This window comes from Rhizobium laguerreae (assembly GCF_002008165.1).
Classification (GTDB): Bacteria; Pseudomonadota; Alphaproteobacteria; order Rhizobiales; family Rhizobiaceae; genus Rhizobium; species Rhizobium laguerreae.
Window position 1 is genome coordinate 168349 of sequence record NZ_MRDM01000011.1, and the last position, 17104, is coordinate 185452.

At 61.2% G+C, this 17104-nt stretch carries 18 protein-coding genes and 2 pseudogenes; 7 read left to right on the forward strand and 13 right to left on the reverse strand.

The window, feature by feature from the left end; genetic code table 11:
- Positions 1 to 161 precede the first annotated feature (161 nt).
- From zapE to sdhC, 6 genes are all read right to left on the reverse strand, one after another.
- Positions 162 to 1325 (reverse strand): cell division protein ZapE, encoded by a 1164-nt coding sequence (gene zapE, locus BS630_RS13330; protein ID WP_077977839.1) that lies wholly within the window; start codon positions 1323 to 1325, stop codon positions 162 to 164.
- Between the two features lie 47 nt (positions 1326 to 1372).
- Positions 1373 to 1888, reverse strand: coding sequence for a protease inhibitor Inh/omp19 family protein (locus BS630_RS13335; RefSeq protein ID WP_077978075.1), 516 nt, complete (start codon positions 1886 to 1888; stop codon positions 1373 to 1375).
- A 364-nt stretch (positions 1889 to 2252) separates the two neighbouring features.
- Complete coding sequence (locus BS630_RS13345) at positions 2253 to 3032, reverse strand: succinate dehydrogenase iron-sulfur subunit (protein ID WP_017989667.1); 780 nt, start codon at positions 3030 to 3032, stop codon at positions 2253 to 2255.
- An 18-nt stretch (positions 3033 to 3050) separates the two neighbouring features.
- Positions 3051 to 4892 carry a succinate dehydrogenase flavoprotein subunit gene (sdhA, locus tag BS630_RS13350; protein WP_077977840.1) on the reverse strand — a complete coding sequence of 614 codons (1842 nt, stop codon included), beginning with the start codon at positions 4890 to 4892 and terminating at the stop codon, positions 3051 to 3053.
- Positions 4893 to 4898: 6 nt separating this feature from the next.
- The gene (sdhD, locus tag BS630_RS13355) at positions 4899 to 5279 is read right to left on the reverse strand and encodes a succinate dehydrogenase, hydrophobic membrane anchor protein (protein WP_025396295.1); all 381 of its coding nucleotides are present in this window, start codon (positions 5277 to 5279) and stop codon (positions 4899 to 4901) included.
- A 10-nt stretch (positions 5280 to 5289) separates the two neighbouring features.
- Positions 5290 to 5685: a succinate dehydrogenase, cytochrome b556 subunit gene (gene sdhC, locus BS630_RS13360; protein WP_025396296.1), complete on the reverse strand. Its 396-nt coding sequence runs from the start codon at positions 5683 to 5685 to the stop codon at positions 5290 to 5292.
- Positions 5686 to 5999: 314 nt separating this feature from the next.
- Here sdhC and BS630_RS13365 point away from each other — a divergent pair, with 314 nt between their 5' ends.
- Positions 6000 to 6491 carry a hypothetical protein gene (locus tag BS630_RS13365; protein WP_077977841.1) on the forward strand — a complete coding sequence of 164 codons (492 nt, stop codon included), beginning with the start codon at positions 6000 to 6002 and terminating at the stop codon, positions 6489 to 6491.
- Positions 6492 to 6564: 73 nt separating this feature from the next.
- On the opposite strand, the gene BS630_RS13370 is transcribed toward BS630_RS13365, so the two are convergent.
- From BS630_RS13370 to BS630_RS13380, 3 genes and pseudogenes are all read right to left on the reverse strand, one after another.
- A complete protein-coding gene (locus BS630_RS13370; RefSeq protein ID WP_077977842.1) occupies positions 6565 to 6918 on the reverse strand; it encodes a RidA family protein in 354 nt (117 codons plus the stop codon).
- Positions 6919 to 7095: 177 nt separating this feature from the next.
- Positions 7096 to 7965, reverse strand: a complete 870-nt coding sequence (locus BS630_RS13375) for a LysR substrate-binding domain-containing protein (RefSeq protein ID WP_170268951.1) — start codon at positions 7963 to 7965, stop codon at positions 7096 to 7098.
- Between the two features lie 131 nt (positions 7966 to 8096).
- Positions 8097 to 8354, reverse strand: a pseudogene (locus tag BS630_RS13380) (TOBE domain-containing protein); the annotation flags it as partial.
- Positions 8355 to 8549: 195 nt separating this feature from the next.
- Here BS630_RS13380 and speB point away from each other — a divergent pair.
- From speB to BS630_RS13410, 6 genes and pseudogenes are all read left to right on the forward strand, one after another.
- Complete coding sequence (gene speB / locus BS630_RS13385) at positions 8550 to 9611, forward strand: agmatinase (RefSeq protein WP_183594561.1); 1062 nt, start codon at positions 8550 to 8552, stop codon at positions 9609 to 9611.
- Positions 9612 to 9695: 84 nt separating this feature from the next.
- Positions 9696 to 10493, forward strand: coding sequence for a transporter substrate-binding domain-containing protein (locus tag BS630_RS13390; protein ID WP_077977844.1), 798 nt, complete (start codon positions 9696 to 9698; stop codon positions 10491 to 10493).
- A 144-nt stretch (positions 10494 to 10637) separates the two neighbouring features.
- Positions 10638 to 11306 carry an amino acid ABC transporter permease gene (locus tag BS630_RS13395; protein ID WP_077977845.1) on the forward strand — a complete coding sequence of 223 codons (669 nt, stop codon included), beginning with the start codon at positions 10638 to 10640 and terminating at the stop codon, positions 11304 to 11306.
- Positions 11303 to 11950: an amino acid ABC transporter permease gene (locus BS630_RS13400; protein WP_025396304.1), complete on the forward strand. Its 648-nt coding sequence runs from the start codon at positions 11303 to 11305 to the stop codon at positions 11948 to 11950. The genes BS630_RS13395 and BS630_RS13400 overlap by 4 nt, the downstream gene beginning before the upstream one ends.
- Positions 11951 to 12107: 157 nt before the next feature.
- Positions 12108 to 13078, forward strand: a pseudogene (gene lhpI / locus BS630_RS13405) (bifunctional Delta(1)-pyrroline-2-carboxylate/Delta(1)-piperideine-2-carboxylate reductase).
- A gap of 165 nt (positions 13079 to 13243) precedes the next feature.
- The gene (locus BS630_RS13410) at positions 13244 to 15046 is read left to right on the forward strand and encodes an adenine deaminase (protein ID WP_077977846.1); all 1803 of its coding nucleotides are present in this window, start codon (positions 13244 to 13246) and stop codon (positions 15044 to 15046) included.
- 66 nt (positions 15047 to 15112) lie between these two features.
- Here BS630_RS13410 and BS630_RS13415 read toward each other — a convergent pair whose 3' ends face one another.
- From BS630_RS13415 to BS630_RS13430, 4 genes are all read right to left on the reverse strand, one after another.
- On the reverse strand, positions 15113 to 15370 hold the full coding sequence (locus BS630_RS13415) for a CrpP-related protein (protein WP_025396307.1): 258 nt from the start codon (positions 15368 to 15370) through the stop codon (positions 15113 to 15115).
- A gap of 354 nt (positions 15371 to 15724) precedes the next feature.
- The gene (locus BS630_RS13420) at positions 15725 to 16372 is read right to left on the reverse strand and encodes a class I SAM-dependent methyltransferase (protein ID WP_077977847.1); all 648 of its coding nucleotides are present in this window, start codon (positions 16370 to 16372) and stop codon (positions 15725 to 15727) included.
- Complete coding sequence (locus BS630_RS13425; protein ID WP_003543603.1) at positions 16369 to 16800, reverse strand: EVE domain-containing protein; 432 nt, start codon at positions 16798 to 16800, stop codon at positions 16369 to 16371. The genes BS630_RS13420 and BS630_RS13425 overlap by 4 nt, the downstream gene beginning before the upstream one ends.
- Positions 16801 to 16802: 2 nt before the next feature.
- Positions 16803 to 17096 carry a YciI-like protein gene (locus BS630_RS13430; RefSeq protein ID WP_003543605.1) on the reverse strand — a complete coding sequence of 98 codons (294 nt, stop codon included), beginning with the start codon at positions 17094 to 17096 and terminating at the stop codon, positions 16803 to 16805.
- Between the last annotated feature and the right edge of the window lie 8 nt (positions 17097 to 17104).

Here is a 17104-nt window from a genome sequence, read left to right on the forward strand (position 1 = left end):
GCGATCAAATTCTTCGAACGGACGCGCAAGGCACCGCCCAATGACGCAATCGCATAGACCCAAAGCCCAAAAATGGCAATCCATTATTTTTGATGCAGCGTTTTCAATCGTTTAGATACAAAAATTCTTACGTAAACGTAAGGTATTCTGTCACCAAATTGTTACTCTGCGGCGCGTTTTTCATGGTGCAGCGCAAGATATTCCGCGCTGCGCATCTCGAACAGGCGCGATGCCGTGCGGTCGAATTCGAAGCCCTCGGTGCCCCGGCGATGCAGCAGCAGTTCCTCCGGCATGGCCGCCGCGGAAATGTAAAGCCGCACGGCATGATCGTAGAACGTATCGACCATAATGATGAACCGTTTGATCTGGTTCCGCTTTTCCGGCCCGAGCAAGGGAATGTGATCGACGAAGACCGTATCGTAGCGCTCGGCGATGGCCAGGAAGTCAACCGCCCCGAGCGGTTTGTCGCAAAGATCGGTGAAAGAGAACCGCGCCATGCGGTCGACGGCGAGCGGCACATGGATGTTGCGCCCCTTCATCGGAATATCCAGCGGCTGCGCCTTGCGCCCATGCAGCGCCTGCGTCCAGGACGCATCCATCGCCATGTCGTTATGCTCGTTGATCGGCACCAGATAGACCGGCTGGCTGCTCAGCTTCTCCATCCGGTAGTCGGTCGGCGAACCCAGGGTGACGACATCGACATGCTGCTTGAGCAACGCGACGAAGGGCAGGAAAAGGCCGCGATTGAGACCATCCATGTAGAGATTGTCGGGCTCGACATTCGAGGTCGCGACCAGCACACATCCGCGCGCGAAAAGCTCGGAGAACAACCGTGACAGGATCATCGCATCGGCGATGTCGGTGACCGTGAACTCGTCGAAGCAGAGCAGTTCCGCCTCGTCGTAGAGCGCTGCGGCGACCGGCGGCATCGGATCGGCCTGCCTGGTCTCGCCGTTCTTGAGCTTCACCCGGTGCGCCGCGATGCGGTTATGCACATCTGCCATGAATTCGTGGAAATGCGCCCGGCGTTTCTTCCGGCACGGCGCCATGGCGAAAAACATGTCCATCAGCATGGTCTTGCCGCGCCCGACGCTGCCGTGGATATAAAGCCCCTTGATGCCGTCGGCGGATTTCTTCTTGGCGGCAAACAGCCAGCCAAGCGCGCTCGATTTTGCCGCCGGCCGCCGCTGCTTCAGCCCGGCGAGCACCCGGTCGAGGTTCTTTGCCACGTCCATCTGGGCAGAATCGACCTGGAGCGCGCCCGATGCGGTCAGCGCTTTAAGCTGTTCGCAGACGCTGAGCGCATAATCCGGCATTGGTTGCATGAGGGCATATCCGCCTGTCAGTCAACGGCGGAGACCCGCCGGAACATTTACCGGCTGAGGCTGATCGACTGGCCCGTGCTCGTCTGTCCCTCAAAGCGGTTGTCGGCCGTCTTGTAGACGCTGCCGAGCTGGTTGCCCGAGCGGTCCTTGAGCAGCACCTGCTTGCCGGCGACCTCCCAGGAGCCCATCGCCGTCAGCTCGCCGACGCAGCCGCGCGTTCCACCGCGCGAACCGCTGCCGAGATTGGTCAGCGTCAGGAACATGTCGCAGCTGCCGTTGACACGCCAGCTTCCGACCATCGATTCCTTGGTGATATCGAGCGCATTCGCGGCCATTGCGCCGGGCTGGACGCCCGGCATTGGCGCCGTCGACGCTGGTGCAGCCGGAAACTGCGAGCTGCCGGTCGGCGGTGGAAGCTGCCCACCCTGCACCGAGGGAACCGGCTGCGCCGTCAACGGCGCCGGGCCGGCACTGGCGTTGGAGCTGTAATCATATGCCGTACGCTGACAACCGGCTAGCGCGAGAGCCACCACCAGACCTGTCATCGCATATCGCAACTGCATCATCATACTCCTGAATTCGGCCATCGCCGTAGAGAAACGGGCGTGAGACAAGTCCGATTATCGTAATTCGCTTTGGTTAATCAAGTCGGGCGGCATAAATTGCCCGTGACAACAACTAACCGAAAAACGATACAGTTCAACTGTCCCGCTGCAAAACTTCCTGCACATAGAATTTGTCAGCAAGGTGTTGCGCGTGTTCATCTCTGTCAGGATCGCTGTCGAACGCGCGCAATGTCTCGGAATAGTGCATCACTGCATGATTGCACCGGGACCGATGCGCATTCGCTGTTCGCGTACCGCGACCTGATCTCGGTGACGGCTTCGGGATCGAAGCCGTCTATACCGCCATCGGTATGCATGCTGATCAAACCCGGCGCTCGACCATCATCTTCTTGATTTCGGCGATCGCCTTGGCCGGATTGAGGCCCTTCGGGCAGGTCTGCGCACAGTTCATGATCGTGTGGCAGCGATAGAGGCGGAATGGATCCTCGAGATTGTCGAGGCGCTCACCGGTCGCCTCGTCTCTGGAATCGATCAGCCAACGATAGGCCTGCAGCAGAACGGCCGGACCGAGATAGCGGTCGCCGTTCCACCAGTAGCTCGGACAGGAGGTCGAGCAGCAGGCGCAGAGGATGCATTCATAGAGGCCGTCCAGCTTCTGCCGGTCCTCGTGGCTCTGCTTCCATTCCTTGGCCGGCGCCGGCGACACCGTCTTCAGCCACGGCTCGATCGAACGATGCTGGGCATAGAAGTTGGTGAGGTCTGGAACCAGATCCTTGACGACGGGCAGATGCGGCAGCGGATAGATCTTCACCGCGCCCTTGATATCGTCGAGGCCCTTGGTGCAGGCCAGCGTGTTCGTGCCGTCGATGTTCATCGCGCAGGAGCCGCAGATGCCCTCGCGACAGGAACGGCGCAGCGTCAGCGTCGGGTCGATCTTGTTCTTGATGTAGAGCAGACCGTCGAGCACCATCGGTCCGCAATCGTCGATATCGATGTAGAAGGTATCGATAGACGGGTTCTGACCATCGTCCGGGCTCCAGCGGTAGACGCGGAATTCGCGGGTGTTCTTGGCACCCGCCGGCTTCGGCCAGACCTTGCCTTCGCGCATCTGAGAATTCTTGGGGAGAGCGAGTTCAACCATGTCCGGTTCCTCTTGAGATCAGTACACGCGAGCCTTCGGCTCGATCTTGTGCGGATCGATGCCTTCGGCAATGAGCTCGGTGTGAACCGGCCGGTAGTCGAGTTTCACGTCGCCGGCCTCGTTCACCCAGGCGAGCGTGTGTTTGCGCCAGTTGACGTCATCGCGGCCGGCGAATGCACCCTCGGTATAGTCTTCTCGGGCATGCGAACCGCGGCTCTCCTTGCGGGCCTCGGCGCCGTAGATCGTCGTGATGGCGTTTGCCATCAGGTTCTGCAGCTCCAGCGTCTCGACCAGATCCGAGTTCCAGATCATCGAGCGGTCGGTGACCTTGATGTCCTTCATCTCACCCCAGATCGCCGAGATACGCCGGCAGCCGGATTCCAGCGATTCCTGCGTGCGGAAGACGGCGGCGTCTTCCTGCATGGCGCGCTGCATCTTCTCGCGCAGTTCCGCGGTCGGCGTGCCGCCACTGGCGTGCCGCAGACCGTCGAAACGGTCCATGATCTTGTCGCAGGCGGCGACGTTGAGATGCGGGATCGGCGCTGCGCGGTCGATGACCTCGCCGGCGCGGATCGCAGCGGCCCGGCCGAAGACCACGAGGTCGATCAGCGAGTTGGAGCCGAGGCGGTTGGCGCCGTGCACCGAGGCGCAGCCGGCTTCGCCCACAGCCATCAGGCCGGGGATGATCCGTTCCGGATTGGCGCCGTCGGCGTTCAGCACTTCGCCCCAATAATTCGTGGGAATGCCGCCCATATTGTAGTGAACTGTCGGCAGAACCGGGATCGGCTCGCGCGTTACGTCGACGCCGGCAAAGATCTTGGCGCTCTCGGAAATCCCCGGCAGGCGCTCATGAAGGACGGCCGGATCGAGATGATCAAGATGCAGGAAGATGTGGTCCTTCGCCTTGCCGACACCGCGGCCCTCGCGGATTTCCAGCGTCATGCAGCGCGAAACGACGTCGCGCGAGGCTAGGTCCTTGGCCGAAGGAGCGTAACGCTCCATGAAGCGCTCGCCCTCGGAGTTGACGAGGTAGCCGCCTTCGCCGCGCGCGCCTTCGGTGATCAGACAGCCCGAACCGTAGATGCCGGTCGGATGGAACTGGACGAATTCCATGTCCTGCAGCGGCAGGCCGGCACGCGCCACCATGCCGCCGCCGTCGCCGGTGCAGGTGTGGGCGGATGTGGCCGAGAAATAGGCGCGGCCGTAGCCGCCGGTCGCCAGCACCACCATCTTGGCGGCGAAGCGATGGATCGTCCCGTCATCGAGGCACCAGGCAACGACGCCGACGCAGCGGCTGCCGTCTTCCGACATGATCAGGTCGAGTGCGAAGTACTCGATGAAGAATTCGGCATTGTTGCGCAGCGACTGGCCGTAGAGCGTATGCAGGATGGCGTGGCCGGTACGGTCGGCAACGGCGCAAGTGCGCTGTACCGGCGGGCCTTCGCCGTAATTCTGCATGTGGCCGCCGAACGGGCGCTGATAGATCTTGCCTTCCTCGTTGCGCGAGAACGGCACGCCGTAATGTTCGAGCTCATAGACCGCCTTCGGCGCTTCCATGGTGAGATACTGCATGGCGTCGACGTCGCCGAGCCAGTCGGAACCCTTGACGGTGTCGTAGAGATGCCACTGCCAGCTATCCGGCGTCATGTTGCGCAGCGAGGCGGCGATGCCGCCCTGGGCCGCGACCGTGTGCGAGCGGGTCGGGAATACCTTGGTGATGCAGGCCGTGCGGAAACCCTGCTCGGCCATGCCGAGCGTGGCGCGCAGCCCGGCGCCGCCGGCGCCGACGACGATCACGTCGTAGGAGTGATCGACATACTTGTAGGCTTTGCCATTCTGGGCGGGTGAAGTCGGTGCCATATCAGCTTATCCTACGAATGCGATTTTCAGAATGGCGAAGAGACAGAGGCCGGCGATCAGGATCGCAAAGAACGTGTTCAGCATCAGGAGAGCGACCTTGCCGAATTCGCCATGCACATAATCCTCGATGATGGCCTGCATGCCGAGCCTCATGTGAATGACGCCGGAGATCACCATCAGCCCCATGACGACCGCGACGAAGGGGTTCGACAGCGCGCGAACCACATCCGCATAAGGCGCGCCGGCATAGGCGAGCATGAAGATGACGAAGAAGAGGATGAGCGGAACATTGGCGACGGCCGTCAGTCGCTGACGCCAGAAATGATCCGTGCCGTCCTTGGCGGAGCCGAGCCCGCGAACCTTGCCGAGGGGGGTGCGCATATCCATGAGAGGACCTTCAGAAGCGAATGAGGAAGCCGATCACCCAGACCAGCACGGTCAGACAGAGCGACCCGATGATGTTGGCGATGGCGAGCTTGGTCGAGAACTCTTTCCCGAAGCCATAGCCGAGGTCCCACATGAGATGGCGGAAGCCGCCGAGCATGTGGTGCAGCAGCGCCCAAGTGTAGCCGAGAAGCACGAGCTTGCCGAGAAGGCTGCCGAGCACCCAGTTGGCCCAGTCATAGGAGCCCTGGCCGCTTGCCGCCGCGATCAGCCACCAGGCGACGAGCAGCGTGCCGACGTAGAGCGCGCTACCGGTAATGCGGTGAACGATGGACATGACCATGGTGGGAATAGGTTTGTAGATCTGCAGATGCGGCGATAGGGGCCGGTTATTTGTCACGTTCGCCATCAGAACCTCGCGGCGGCTTCTCTGCGCTCCCGGATTTCGGAGCATGCTCAGTCAACCACACGAATGACAAATTCTCTGTGTGCGTTGCATCAATTGCGACGTTTAATCACCGGGAACGCCGACGACAAGCACAATCGCTGTCTGCTTTTAATTTAATCGATTCGCGTTACCGGGAAGTTTGCAGGCTAAAGAAACTGGTTTTTTCCGCTCAAATTTTGTGCCGGTTGTCCGAGCTGAATGGACAAGCTCCGGCTTTTGGCGCAATCTGGCGTTAACGATTTGTTAGGGATCGGAATTCCGGAGGCCGGCCACCCATGTTTCGCAGTCTGTCCGCAGTCGCCCTGCTTGCCCTGTCCGCGCTTGCTGCACTTCCCGCCGAAGCCGGCGACCGCCGTCATGATCGCCGCTTTTCCGACCACCGCCACGCTTTTCATGGCGGACTGCTTCTCGGCGAACGTGTGAACTGGCGCAATCGCAGCATCCGTTTCGACAATGCCTATCGAGCTCGGAACCGCAAAGAACGGATGCCGTTCCTGAAACATTTTTCCTCGCCGGCGACCAACCGCGTCACCCGCAACAATATCGTTGTCGTCGTACCCCAGGCGCAGCGCGACGTCGGCGACACCTATGCCGGCACGTCTTACGTCTATCAGGCCGATGGCGGAACCTATGTCGGCGGCGAGGGCTATGGCTTCTATCCCCCCGCACGGCGTGAGCCGCTAGCCCCAAAGGCGAAAGTCATCGATATTGCAGTGCAGGACGATCCCTGCACCTATGAGGCCAATGTCTGCGTCATCCGGCCTTAGCGCATGATGCCGAAGGGCGCAATTCCGGTCCGGCTTCGCTGACAAGGGTAGGAAGATGACGAACGCAGGCGGCTCAAATTTGCCCGGCCCCACTCTTTCGCGACGCGGCTACGTCAATACGGATGGCGCACATCGGCGGGAGATTCTTGTCCTCAAACGTCGCCCGCCGTGGCGTTCCGCTATTCGGCATCCAAGCATCCCAGGCTCCGTTCATTTCTTCGAATGAGGCAAGGTCCCTGAGCCAGATGTTGGCGAGAATGATCTCTGACTTGTCGGTACCTTCGCGCAGCAGCATGTCATCGATGCGCTCCAGTATTTCGTTGGTTTGCGCCGTCACGCTCGCTCCCCTCGTGAGGTTTGCGACCTGGCCGGGCAGATAGGCGGCAGCCGCGAGGAGAGTTTCGTCAACTTTGGCTTGCCCCATCATCGTATTCGCAGACTTCCATGAATGCTTGAGATTGGGTCGTCGACCCTTCATGGATCACTGTGGGGCTTCGCTCGCCAGTCCGGTAGAGCGAATTAAATTGACCCGATATAATGGAAGCTGAACGCTCCTCGAGCAGAATGTTGTCCGAAAACCGATCACACTTTTCGGCATCATGCTCTAGCTGGACAATATGGCCGTATGCCGCGAAATGAAGTCCACAAGGTAGCGCGCGCCTTCGGCCGTCTCGGGTTGAGCATAGAGACCGATCTCGATGCGCACCGGACCGGGCAGGTCCGCCGATCTGTCAAGCGTCCGGCAGCCCTCCGGTTTCGTGTTGAGCATCATTGGCGCGATACCGATACCGACGCGAACCGCGGTCGCCATAGCGACCAGCGTCGATGCGACGCACGCCGTCTTCCACTTGACGTTCCGCTGGGACAGCGCCGCAATCGTCGGGAGCGTCCAGGGGCACTCCTCCTCGAACATAATGATGGGAAGCGGCTTTTCCGCATCCGCCACGAAGTCGGATCTGACCGTCCACATCAAATATTCGGTCCAGATCAGGGTCGGTTTTCGCGAGAGGCAGGTGATGTCGCAAACCACGAGATCCAGCTTCCTGTCTTCAAACAGTTTGGCGAGGCGGCGATTCGGCTCGACAATGATGTCGATCTCGACTTTCGGGTTCTGGGCTCTGAAGGCACTAAGAATGTCGATCAGGTGGCCGGCTGCGAAGTCCTCAACGACGCCGAGGCGAATGCGGTCCTCGATCATCTTGCCTGTCAGCCTTTTCCCGACCTCGTCGCTGAGGGCGACCATTTCGCGGGCATAAGCCAGCATGATCTGCCCATGGCTCGTGAGCTCGAGGCCTTTTGACGAACGCGAAAACAGCGTAACGCCGACAAGCTCCTCCAGCTTGCGGATCTGCATGCTCACGGCCGCCTGCGTTCTGTTCAGCTTGACGGCTGCTCCATTGACGGTGCCGATCTCCGCGACGGTCAGAAATGCACGAAGCAGATAGGAATCAAGATCAAGCATCGGAAGCCGCATTCTATACTTTGTGGCGATCGAGAGGCGAGGGCCTCTCTGCCCGTAAGTGGATATTGGACGAACCATGTCCTTCCGGCAACTGGTGACCCTTAGCCCCGGCGCAGCGCAAGCTGCGCCCGGTCGATGCCAGCTTATCGCGCAAAGAGAACGCATGCCTCGGGGGGAATGGAAACGCTGATCTCCTGCCCGCGCGCGAAGGCTATGTCTGGACGGTTCGGGCAAGCCGAGATTATGCGGTCGCCACTGACGAGGTCCAGAACGACATGCCTGAAGGCACCGAGTGTCACGACGTCGGCAACGCGTCCGGTCATGGCTCCGGCACCCGGAGCGCCGGACGATATCTCGACGCTTTCCGGCCTCACGCAAATCTCGGCAGCGCCTGAGGTTGCGAACCGCGGTAGTGGAAAATTCTCGCCGGCTTATAAAATTTTCTGAACATACCGCAGAACGCATTGCCCGCATCGCGGAGCCTCGGCGGATCCGAGCTATCAGGAATCGTTATATCCCCTCTCGAATTTTCGCGGTTCCAAGAGAAGCGGACGGCCCCGATGATGATGCCAGCATCAATACCGTGGGAGCCTGTCTTGACCATTGACCGGGATTTTCTGGAAGACTTAAGAAAGCGCTTCGGCAGCGCTGCAGGCGGGGAGATGGAAGATCCGCACTTCCGCGCCGTGGCGGCGAGCGTATTCAAGGACGGCGACAGCCGCAAATGGCCCTTCGCCGATCCTGCGACCTTTCTGGATGCCAGTTTCATCGAGAACGGTTTACGGCCCGAGGTGCTTGAGGCGCTTGACGTGGCTCTGATCGGCGTGCCGATGGACCTCGGCGTCACCAATCGCGCCGGCGCGCGGCTGGGGCCGCGGGCCGTCCGGGCTGTCGAGCGTATCGGTCCCTACGAACATGTTCTGCGTGTCGCGCCGATGGGAGGGCTAAAGGTCGCCGATGTCGGCGACGTGCCGATGCGCAGCCGGTTCGGCCTGGCCGAATGCCATGCCGACATCGAGGCCTGCTACCGGATGATCGCGGCGACCGGAGTTATCCCGCTGTCGGTCGGCGGCGACCATTCGATCTCCGGCGCCATTCTCAAGGGCCTGGCGGCTAGCCAGCCGGTCGGCATGATCCACATCGATGCTCATTGCGACACCGCCGGTCCCTATGAGGGCTCGAAGTTCCATCACGGTGCGCCCTTCCGCGAGGCGGTTCTGGCAGGCGTGCTCGATCCGAAGCGTACGATCCAGATCGGCATCCGCGGCGGCGGCGAATATCTCTGGGAGTTCTCCTTTGCCTCCGGCATGACCGTCATCCACGCCGAAGAGGTGGCGGAGATGGGCCTCAAGGCGGTGATCGCAAAGGCTCTGGAGGTCGTCGGCGCCGGTCCGACCTATCTAAGTTTCGACGTGGACAGCCTCGATCCAGCCTTCGCTCCGGGAACCGGCACGCCGGAAGTCGGCGGGCTTCAGCCGAGGGAGGCCCTGACCCTGCTGCGCGGCTTCAAGGGCATCAACCTCGTCGGCGGCGACGTCGTGGAAATCGCGCCGCAATACGACAACACCACCAACACCGCGCAGATCGCCGCTCAGGTCCTGTTCGAACTCCTGTGCCTCGCGATGTTCAGTCCCGCGGTCAGGACAAAAGTGACCTGAGAACCAGCTCCACACGGGCAGCGTGCCTCTTGCCCGCTGCCATCCATCACCTGTCGCACAACACGTCTCAAAAAGGGGAACGACATGACTGCTCTTATGAAATTACGCTACATCGCCACCGCGGCAATTGCCGTGTTCGGCATCCTGGCAGGGGCCGCGCAGGCCGACGAACTTGCCGATATCAAGGCCGCAGGCGAGATCAACATCGGCATCTTCTCCGATTTCCCGCCCTTCTCTTCGGCAAGCGCCGATATGAGCATCAAGGGCTATGACGTCGACGTCGCCCAGAAGATCGCCGATGGGCTCGGCGTGAAACTCAATCTGGTCAGCGTTACCGGCCAGAACAGGATCGCCTACCTGAACGACGACCGCGTCGACCTGCTGATGAGCGTCGGTTATTCGAAGGAGCGCGCCGAGGTTATCGATTTTGCCGCCCCGTACGCCCCCTACTATATCGCCGTCATCGGTCCGGCTGCGCTGAAGGTGAGCGGCAAGGAAGACCTCGCCGACAAGACCGTTGCCGTTAATCGCGGGACGCTCGAAGACACGTCGCTGACGGCCGTCGCCCCCGGCTCGGCTGCGATCCAGCGTTTCGAGAACTATAATTCGGTCATCCAGGCCTTCATCTCCGGCCAGACCCAGTTGATGGTCGTCGGCAACGATGTCGGCGCGCAGGTTCTGGCACGACAGGACGAGCTGAAGCCGGAGCAGAAGTTCCAGCTCCTCAGCTCCCCCTCGCACATCGCGCTCCGCAAGGGCGAGGAAGGCCTGAAGAAGGTCGTCAATGACAGCGTCGCCGCAATGATCGCCGATGGGTCGCTCGATGCAAGCTCGAAGAGCTGGCTGAAAGCGTCGCTCAACACTGAAAACCTGAAGGACTGACGAGGAAGGCCTCCCACGCACCCGAGTATGATGCCGAAAACTGCAAGCGTTCAAGCGGCATCATGCTCCAATTCTTTGGTTGAGAGGCGGATCCAGATTTCAGGGCCGGCCCCACCCGGACTATCCGGCTTCAAAGGACAAGCGATGAGATACAGCCTCGACTTCAATTGGCTTTGGGACGGAATGGGAGCTCTGGCGTATGGCGCAGGCACGACGCTTGCCCTGACTGTCTCCACATCGGTCCTCGGGATCGTTCTCAGCATTCTCGGCGCAGCCGCGCGCCGGGGACCTTATCCTTGGTTGCGCAAGGCCGTCGGCCTCTATGTGGAGATCATGCGCAACACGCCATTCCTGGTGCAGCTGTTCTTCATCTTCTTTGGCTTGCCTAGTCTCGGCATTCGCCTCGATCCGATCACTGCCGCCGTCCTTGCCATGACCCTCAACATGGCGGCCTACACGATCGAGGTGGTCGGGGCCGGGCTCGATGCCATACCGAGAGGCCAGAAGGAGGCGGCGCAGGCACTCGGTCTCAGGCCTCGGCTGGTGTTCTTCAAGATCATTCTGCCGCAGGCGATCGCCATCATCTTTCCGGCGCTGACCAGCCAGATCATCATCATGATGCTGGAATCGGCGGTGGTTTCGCAAATATCCGTCCGCGAGCTGGCGCAGGAGGCCGATCTGCTTCAATCGCGCACCTTCCGCTCCTTCGAGACCTATCTGGTGGCGACGTTGATCTACCTTTCGATGTCTGCCGCACTTCGCCGGCTCCTTTTCGCCGGGAAGCGCCGTTTTCTGGGAGCCGGTCTGGCATGATTGAGTTCACCTTCTGGGACATTCTGCGCAATCTTGTCTTCGCGACACGCTGGACCCTGCTGCTTTCGCTCGCAGCTTTTGCCGGCGGCGCCATCGTTGGCCTGGCGATCCTGTCTGCGCGGATATCGAAAACACGCTGGCCGCGCAGCTTCGCGTCCGGCTACATTGCCCTGTTTCAGGGAACGCCGCTCCTGATGCAGCTGTTTTTGATGTTCTTCGGCCTGCCGATGCTCGGCTTCCGGATCGAGTCATGGACCGCCGCCGTCTGTGGCCTGACGTTCTACGCCAGCGCTTATCTTGCCGAAATCTGGCGGAGCGGCGTCGAGGCGGTGCCGCGCGGGCAATGGGACGCCGCAGCCAGCCTGGGCTTGCATCGTCTCCTCGAACTTCGCCTTATCATCCTGCCGCAGGCTTTCCGGATCACCCGCGCGCCGACCGTCGGGTTCTTGGTCCAGTTGATCAAGAGCACCGCACTGGCCTCGATCCTCGGCTTCGACGAACTGCTGAAAACCGCAAACGCCATCAACAACGCGACCTTCGAACCTTTCAAGGTCTACGGTCTCGTCGCGGTGATCTTCTTCGCCCTGTGCTATCCGCTGACGCAATACGCCAGAATGCTGGAGAAGAAAGCGGCGTTTGCCTGAGCGGTGCTCAAGGCTCCGCATTCCGATCGCAACGAAGTTTTTTCCAAAGGGCGATGCCGGTTGAAGCTGGTACGCCGCGCAGAGGCGACGCGGCTCTCGTTCAATCACACAGAACTCGCTTTATCCAGCAGTCAGAACTTACTGGGAGATCGCTTCAATGACCGACACACAAATCCGTATTCTCGATGCCCGGACAACGGGCGAGCTCCTCCCTTTCGGCCCGCTGGTCGCGACCCTGCGGCAAGCATTTGCCGAAGGCTGTGTCGTGCCGGTGCGGCTTCACCACACGATAGCCAATAGCGGCGAGCCGGATGCGACGCTGCTTTTGATGCCGGCCTGGCATGAAACGCACCGGTCGGAGCGCTACCTTGGCATCAAGATCGTCACCGTCTTTCCCGGCAACACGCTGAGCGGCATTCCCGGTTTGACCTCGACCTACATGCTCTATGATGGCCGGACCGGGATGCAGCTTGCGCTCCTTGACGGAAACACGATCACCGCGCGCCGCACGGTAGCGGCATCGGCCCTTGCCGCGGATTATCTTGCTCGAAAAGACGCACGCCGTCTGCTGGTGATCGGCGCAGGCCGCGTCGCGAGCCTCATACCCGATGCCTACCGCGCCGTCCGGCCGATCGCGCATGTCGATATCTGGGATATCGATCCCGCCAGCGCCGAACGGCTGGCGCAGAGCCTCCGGCAACGTGGGCTCCAGGCCACTGCCGTCACGGATCTGGAAGCAGCAGTGCGGCAGGCCGATATCGTCAGCGCGGCGACGCTGGCGACAGCACCGCTTATCCGCGGCGAATGGCTGCGGCCGGGCATCCATGTCGATCTGATCGGCGGCTTCACCCCGGCGATGCGCGAGGCCGATGACGAGGCCTTTCGGCGCTCATCTGCCTATATCGACACGCACGAAGCCCTTCACGAAGCGGGCGATCTGGTCCAGCCGATCAAAACCCGCGTCATTTCTGCAGATGCGGTGCGTGCGACACTTGACGAGCGTGCCGCCGGGATGTTCCAGCGCGGACGTCCAACGATGAGATCACTCTCTACAAGGCCGTCGGAACGGCGTTGGCCGATCTTGCCGCCGCGACGATGGTGTATGAAGCCGTTTTGATCGCCGGCTGACGCCTTTTTGGTCCGGATGATCGCGAATGATCGGAACGCGCCTGTCGCCCTGCTCCGGTAGTCCTGGACCTGCGCCGGAGACAAGAACTATTCGTGCTTCCCTCCCCTGACGGCGTTCCTTACAATCTCGCCAGTTCTCCCCCGAGCCCTGGAAATGAGGTTTACATGAGCACGCTTACCCGCTTCTCCGTTCAGCCGCTCTCGACCATGACCCGCCGCCTTGCCGATGTCGCCTCCGCTCGTCGCGAACCAGACCTGGTCATCCAGGGCGCACGCGTCTTGTCCACCTATTCGGAGCGCGTTCTCGACGGACGCGAAGTCTGGATTTCCGGGGGCCGCATTGCGGCCGTGAAGCTGGCCGGCAGCTACAGAGGCGGGAGCGCCAAGCTCTACGACGCCAGGGGCGGCATCATCGCCCCAGGCCTGGTCGATCCGCATATCCATATCGAATCCTCGATGGTGACGGCCTGCGCCTATGCCGAAGCCGCGCTCCTCAACGGCACGACGACGATCTTCTGCGACAGCCACGAGATCGGCAATGTCATGGACGTCGTTGGCGTCGAGGCCATGCTCGAGGATGCACGGCAGGCGCCGCTGTCGATCTTCCTGACCGTGCCGAGCACCGTGCCGGCGACGACGCCGGATCTGGAAACGGCCGGCGGCGACCTGACGCCGGACAAGATCGCCGCCCTGTTCGACAAATGGCCGGAAGCCGTGGCTCTCGGTGAGAAAATGGATTTTGTCCCTGTTGCGATGGGCGACGAGCGCAGCCATGCGATCCTGGCCGCAGCGCTCGAGCGCGGCAGGCCGGTGTCGGGCCATGTCTACGGACGAGAGTTTGTTGCCGCCTATGCCGCATCCGGCGTCACCGACACGCATGAAGCCATCGACCGCGACATTGCCGACGACCTGCTGGAAGCTGGCGTGTGGATCTTCCTGCGCGGCGGCCCGCCGACGACTCCCTGGCATTCCCTGCCGCAGGCGATCAAGACGATCACCGAGCTCGGCGCCTCCCACAAGCGCGTCGCCGTCTGCACCGACGACCGCGATGCCGAAGATCTGCTCGCCTTCGGCCTGGACTGGGTAACGCGCGAAGCCGTGAAATACGGCATGAGGCCGGAACAGGCCTGGGCGATGGGGTCGCTGCACGGCGCGACGCGGTTCGGCATGGAAGGCGAAATCGGCGGTCTGGGCGGCGGGCGGCGCGCCGACCTGGTGCTTCTCAGCGACGACCTTACGCCGGTCAGCACCTGGTATGGTGGCGAACTCGTCGTCGACAGCAAGAAGATCACGCCGATCCTCGACGAAGCCCTGTCGAAACCGTACCGCTATCGGGATGCCGCCTACCACACGGTCAAGCTGCCCAAAAATCTCAGGCTGACGCCGGACCTGCCGACGGAGACGGTCGTCGCTCATACGATCAGGACGGAGCTGCCTGGCATTACCCTCGGCCATGTCACCGTCACGCTGGACCCGGCCAATGACTGGCAAGCCCATTTCGACAAGCACGATCTCTGCTTCGTGACAGTGGTGGAACGTCACGGCAAGTCTGCCGGCAATGTCGCCCACGGGCTGCTCAACGGCTTCGGGCTCAGACAAGGCGCTGTCGCATCCTCGGTCGGCCACGACAGCCACAACATCATCGTCGCCGGCACGAATGCCGCGGACATGCAGGTGGCGCTCGACGCGATCGAAGAAAAGCAGGGCGGCGTCTGTGTAGTCATGGACGGCAAGGTGACGGCCATGGTGCCGCTGCCGATCGCCGGGCTTTTGTCCGACAAGCGCGTGCACCAGGTTGCGGACGAGGTAAAGGCCTTGAAGCTCGAATGGGAAAGGGCAGGCTGCACCATCGCCTATATGGGCTTCAACCTCATCCCGCTGTCGGTCATCCCGGAAATCCGGATAACCGACAAGGGCCTGGTGCTGGTGCCGGAAATGGTGATCTCACCGCTCTTCGAAAAGGCCTGAACGCTGGCAATCCGATGGTGAAAGAGGCGCCGATCCTTCGCTGTGGCGGGGCAAGAAAACCTAACGTTACGCATCGAGTGCACCTCGTTTGGCAATCGAGATCAGCTCCTTGAAGTGCGTAACAATCCTACCTTCGCGGCTGGCGTCCTCCGCTTCCCAACCGAACTTCCACGCGTCGTGACGCGCAAGCCAATCTCCGAGGGCACTGGTATCACCAGTCGGCATCCTATGGGCGGCGAGGTATGGGTTTTCGTGAGCCTTCAGGCCGAGCACCCGCGCCCTCGAGCCTGCTTCCTGTAGATCGATCAGCTCTTCAATTGTCATACGCGATCCCCCACGATGTGGGCGACGGTAGCATCGCAGTCCGCGCATGCAAGTGAATGCTAATTAATGGGTTAATTAGGGACAGTTGCTGTGACAAGCGGCGCAGCATAACGATCTGATATAGCAACATAACGCTTCTGATAGAAGCCGTTGCTTTACCGATTGTACCCCTGAGAAAGACCGCACATACTCTTGGTCATAACAATTACAAAGAGGGTAACATGTTAGAATGCAATATCATGCGGGCTCACGCCGGTCGCTTCCGGCTGAGACCACAGCATGCCTTGCTTTGCTTTGCTTTGCTTGAGAAGGGTCCGGTGATCGCGAATGATCGAGTCCTAAAGTCGATCCGACCTAGGAAGCGAACCGCCACACCGTCGTCTTCTTGATTTCGCTGTCCTCCAGCGCGCGTGTTACCGGCACCTCATAAACCGCGCAGAATTCCAGCCGATCCCGAGGCAGATAGCTGCGTCCGGGATCGCCGACCAGCACCGGCTTGCCGTCGGCTGCCAGCTTGGCGAACCAGGGAGCGAGCGCATCGGCGAAAGCGCGGTCGTAGAAGACGTCGCCGGCAAGCACGATATCGGCATCGACGGCTTGCCCGATCAGATCGGCGCCGGTAAATCCGAGCGAAACACGGTTGGCCTCGGCATTCAGCCGGACGGCCGCTTCCGTCCAGGGATCGATATCACAGGCAGTGACCTCCCGGGCACCGGCGATCATCGCCGCAATGCCGACAAGGCCGGAACCGCTGGCGAAATCGAGCACGCGCTTGCCGCGCACCGTTTCCGGATGATCGAGGATGTAGCGCGCCAGTCCCTGCCCGCCTGCCCAGGCAAAAGCCCAGAAGGGCGGCGGCAGGCCGATCGCCTCCAGTTCCTCCTCCGTCTTCAGCCAGAGCTCATGCGCCTCGTTCGCCAGATAGAGCGAAATCTCCGGCACATGCTGCGGCGGCATCAGGCTGGTATTGGCGCGGATGAAGGCTTGCGGATCGGTCTTCAACGCGGCGGATTGTCCAGCCCGCCCATCCGGCAGACTTCGAGATATTCTTCCTCGGTCACCGGCTGCACCGAAAGCCGCATCGAGGTGACGAGCGCCATCTTGGCGAGCTTCTCGCTCGCCTTGACATCCTTCAGCGTCACCGGCTTCGGTACGTCCATGACGGCGCGGATATCGACGCAATCCCACTTCGGATCGCCCTTGGCGGAAGAATCGGGATGCGACAGGGCGCAGACTTCGACGATGCCGACGATCTCCAGCCCATCATTGGAATGATAGAAGAACCCTTTGTCGCCGATCTGCATCGCCCGCATGTTGTTGCGCGCCAGATAGTTGCGGACGCCGGTCCATTCAGTGCCCTTTTCGCCGGCAGCCTTCTGCTGCTCCCAGGACCAGGAGGCGGGTTCGGATTTATAGAGCCAGTGCGCCATGCTCACGCTTCCGGTTTGTTGAAGACCCAGTTGTAGGCCTTGACGTCGACGCTTTCGAATAGTCCGGCCTTGGCATAGGGATCGGCATCGGCAAGCGCACGCGCCGCCTCTTTCGATTCCGCTTCGACGATGATCAGGCTGCCGCAGGGCTTGCCGTCGTCATCGAGAAACGGCCCGGCGATCTTCAGCGTGCCCTCGGCATTCAGCTTGTTCAGATGCTCGATATGCGTCGGACGCGTATCCATGCGCACGTTCAGATGTCCCGGTTTGTCCTTGCAGAGAAGGGCGAAAAGCATGTCTGTCT

Bases quoted from the DNA above. Each gene is read 5' to 3' on its own strand.
- zapE (WP_077977839.1), bottom strand. From the start codon at position 1,325: ATGCAACCAATGCCGGATTATGCGCTCAGCGTCTGCGAACAGCTTAAA.
- BS630_RS13335 (WP_077978075.1), bottom strand. From the start codon at position 1,888: ATGCAGTTGCGATATGCGATGACAGGTCTGGTGGTGGCTCTCGCGCTA.
- BS630_RS13345 (WP_017989667.1), bottom strand. From the start codon at position 3,032: ATGGTTGAACTCGCTCTCCCCAAGAATTCTCAGATGCGCGAAGGCAAG.
- sdhA (WP_077977840.1), bottom strand. From the start codon at position 4,892: ATGGCACCGACTTCACCCGCCCAGAATGGCAAAGCCTACAAGTATGTC.
- sdhD (WP_025396295.1), bottom strand. From the start codon at position 5,279: ATGGATATGCGCACCCCCCTCGGCAAGGTTCGCGGGCTCGGCTCCGCC.
- sdhC (WP_025396296.1), bottom strand. From the start codon at position 5,685: ATGGCGAACGTGACAAATAACCGGCCCCTATCGCCGCATCTGCAGATC.
- BS630_RS13365 (WP_077977841.1), top strand. From the start codon at position 6,000: ATGTTTCGCAGTCTGTCCGCAGTCGCCCTGCTTGCCCTGTCCGCGCTT.
- BS630_RS13370 (WP_077977842.1), bottom strand. From the start codon at position 6,918: ATGATGGGGCAAGCCAAAGTTGACGAAACTCTCCTCGCGGCTGCCGCC.
- BS630_RS13375 (WP_170268951.1), bottom strand. From the start codon at position 7,965: ATGCGGCTTCCGATGCTTGATCTTGATTCCTATCTGCTTCGTGCATTT.
- BS630_RS13390 (WP_077977844.1), top strand. From the start codon at position 9,696: ATGACTGCTCTTATGAAATTACGCTACATCGCCACCGCGGCAATTGCC.
- BS630_RS13395 (WP_077977845.1), top strand. From the start codon at position 10,638: ATGAGATACAGCCTCGACTTCAATTGGCTTTGGGACGGAATGGGAGCT.
- BS630_RS13400 (WP_025396304.1), top strand. From the start codon at position 11,303: ATGATTGAGTTCACCTTCTGGGACATTCTGCGCAATCTTGTCTTCGCG.
- BS630_RS13410 (WP_077977846.1), top strand. From the start codon at position 13,244: ATGAGCACGCTTACCCGCTTCTCCGTTCAGCCGCTCTCGACCATGACC.
- BS630_RS13415 (WP_025396307.1), bottom strand. From the start codon at position 15,370: ATGACAATTGAAGAGCTGATCGATCTACAGGAAGCAGGCTCGAGGGCG.
- BS630_RS13425 (WP_003543603.1), bottom strand. From the start codon at position 16,800: ATGGCGCACTGGCTCTATAAATCCGAACCCGCCTCCTGGTCCTGGGAG.
- BS630_RS13430 (WP_003543605.1), bottom strand. From the start codon at position 17,096: ATGCTTTTCGCCCTTCTCTGCAAGGACAAACCGGGACATCTGAACGTG.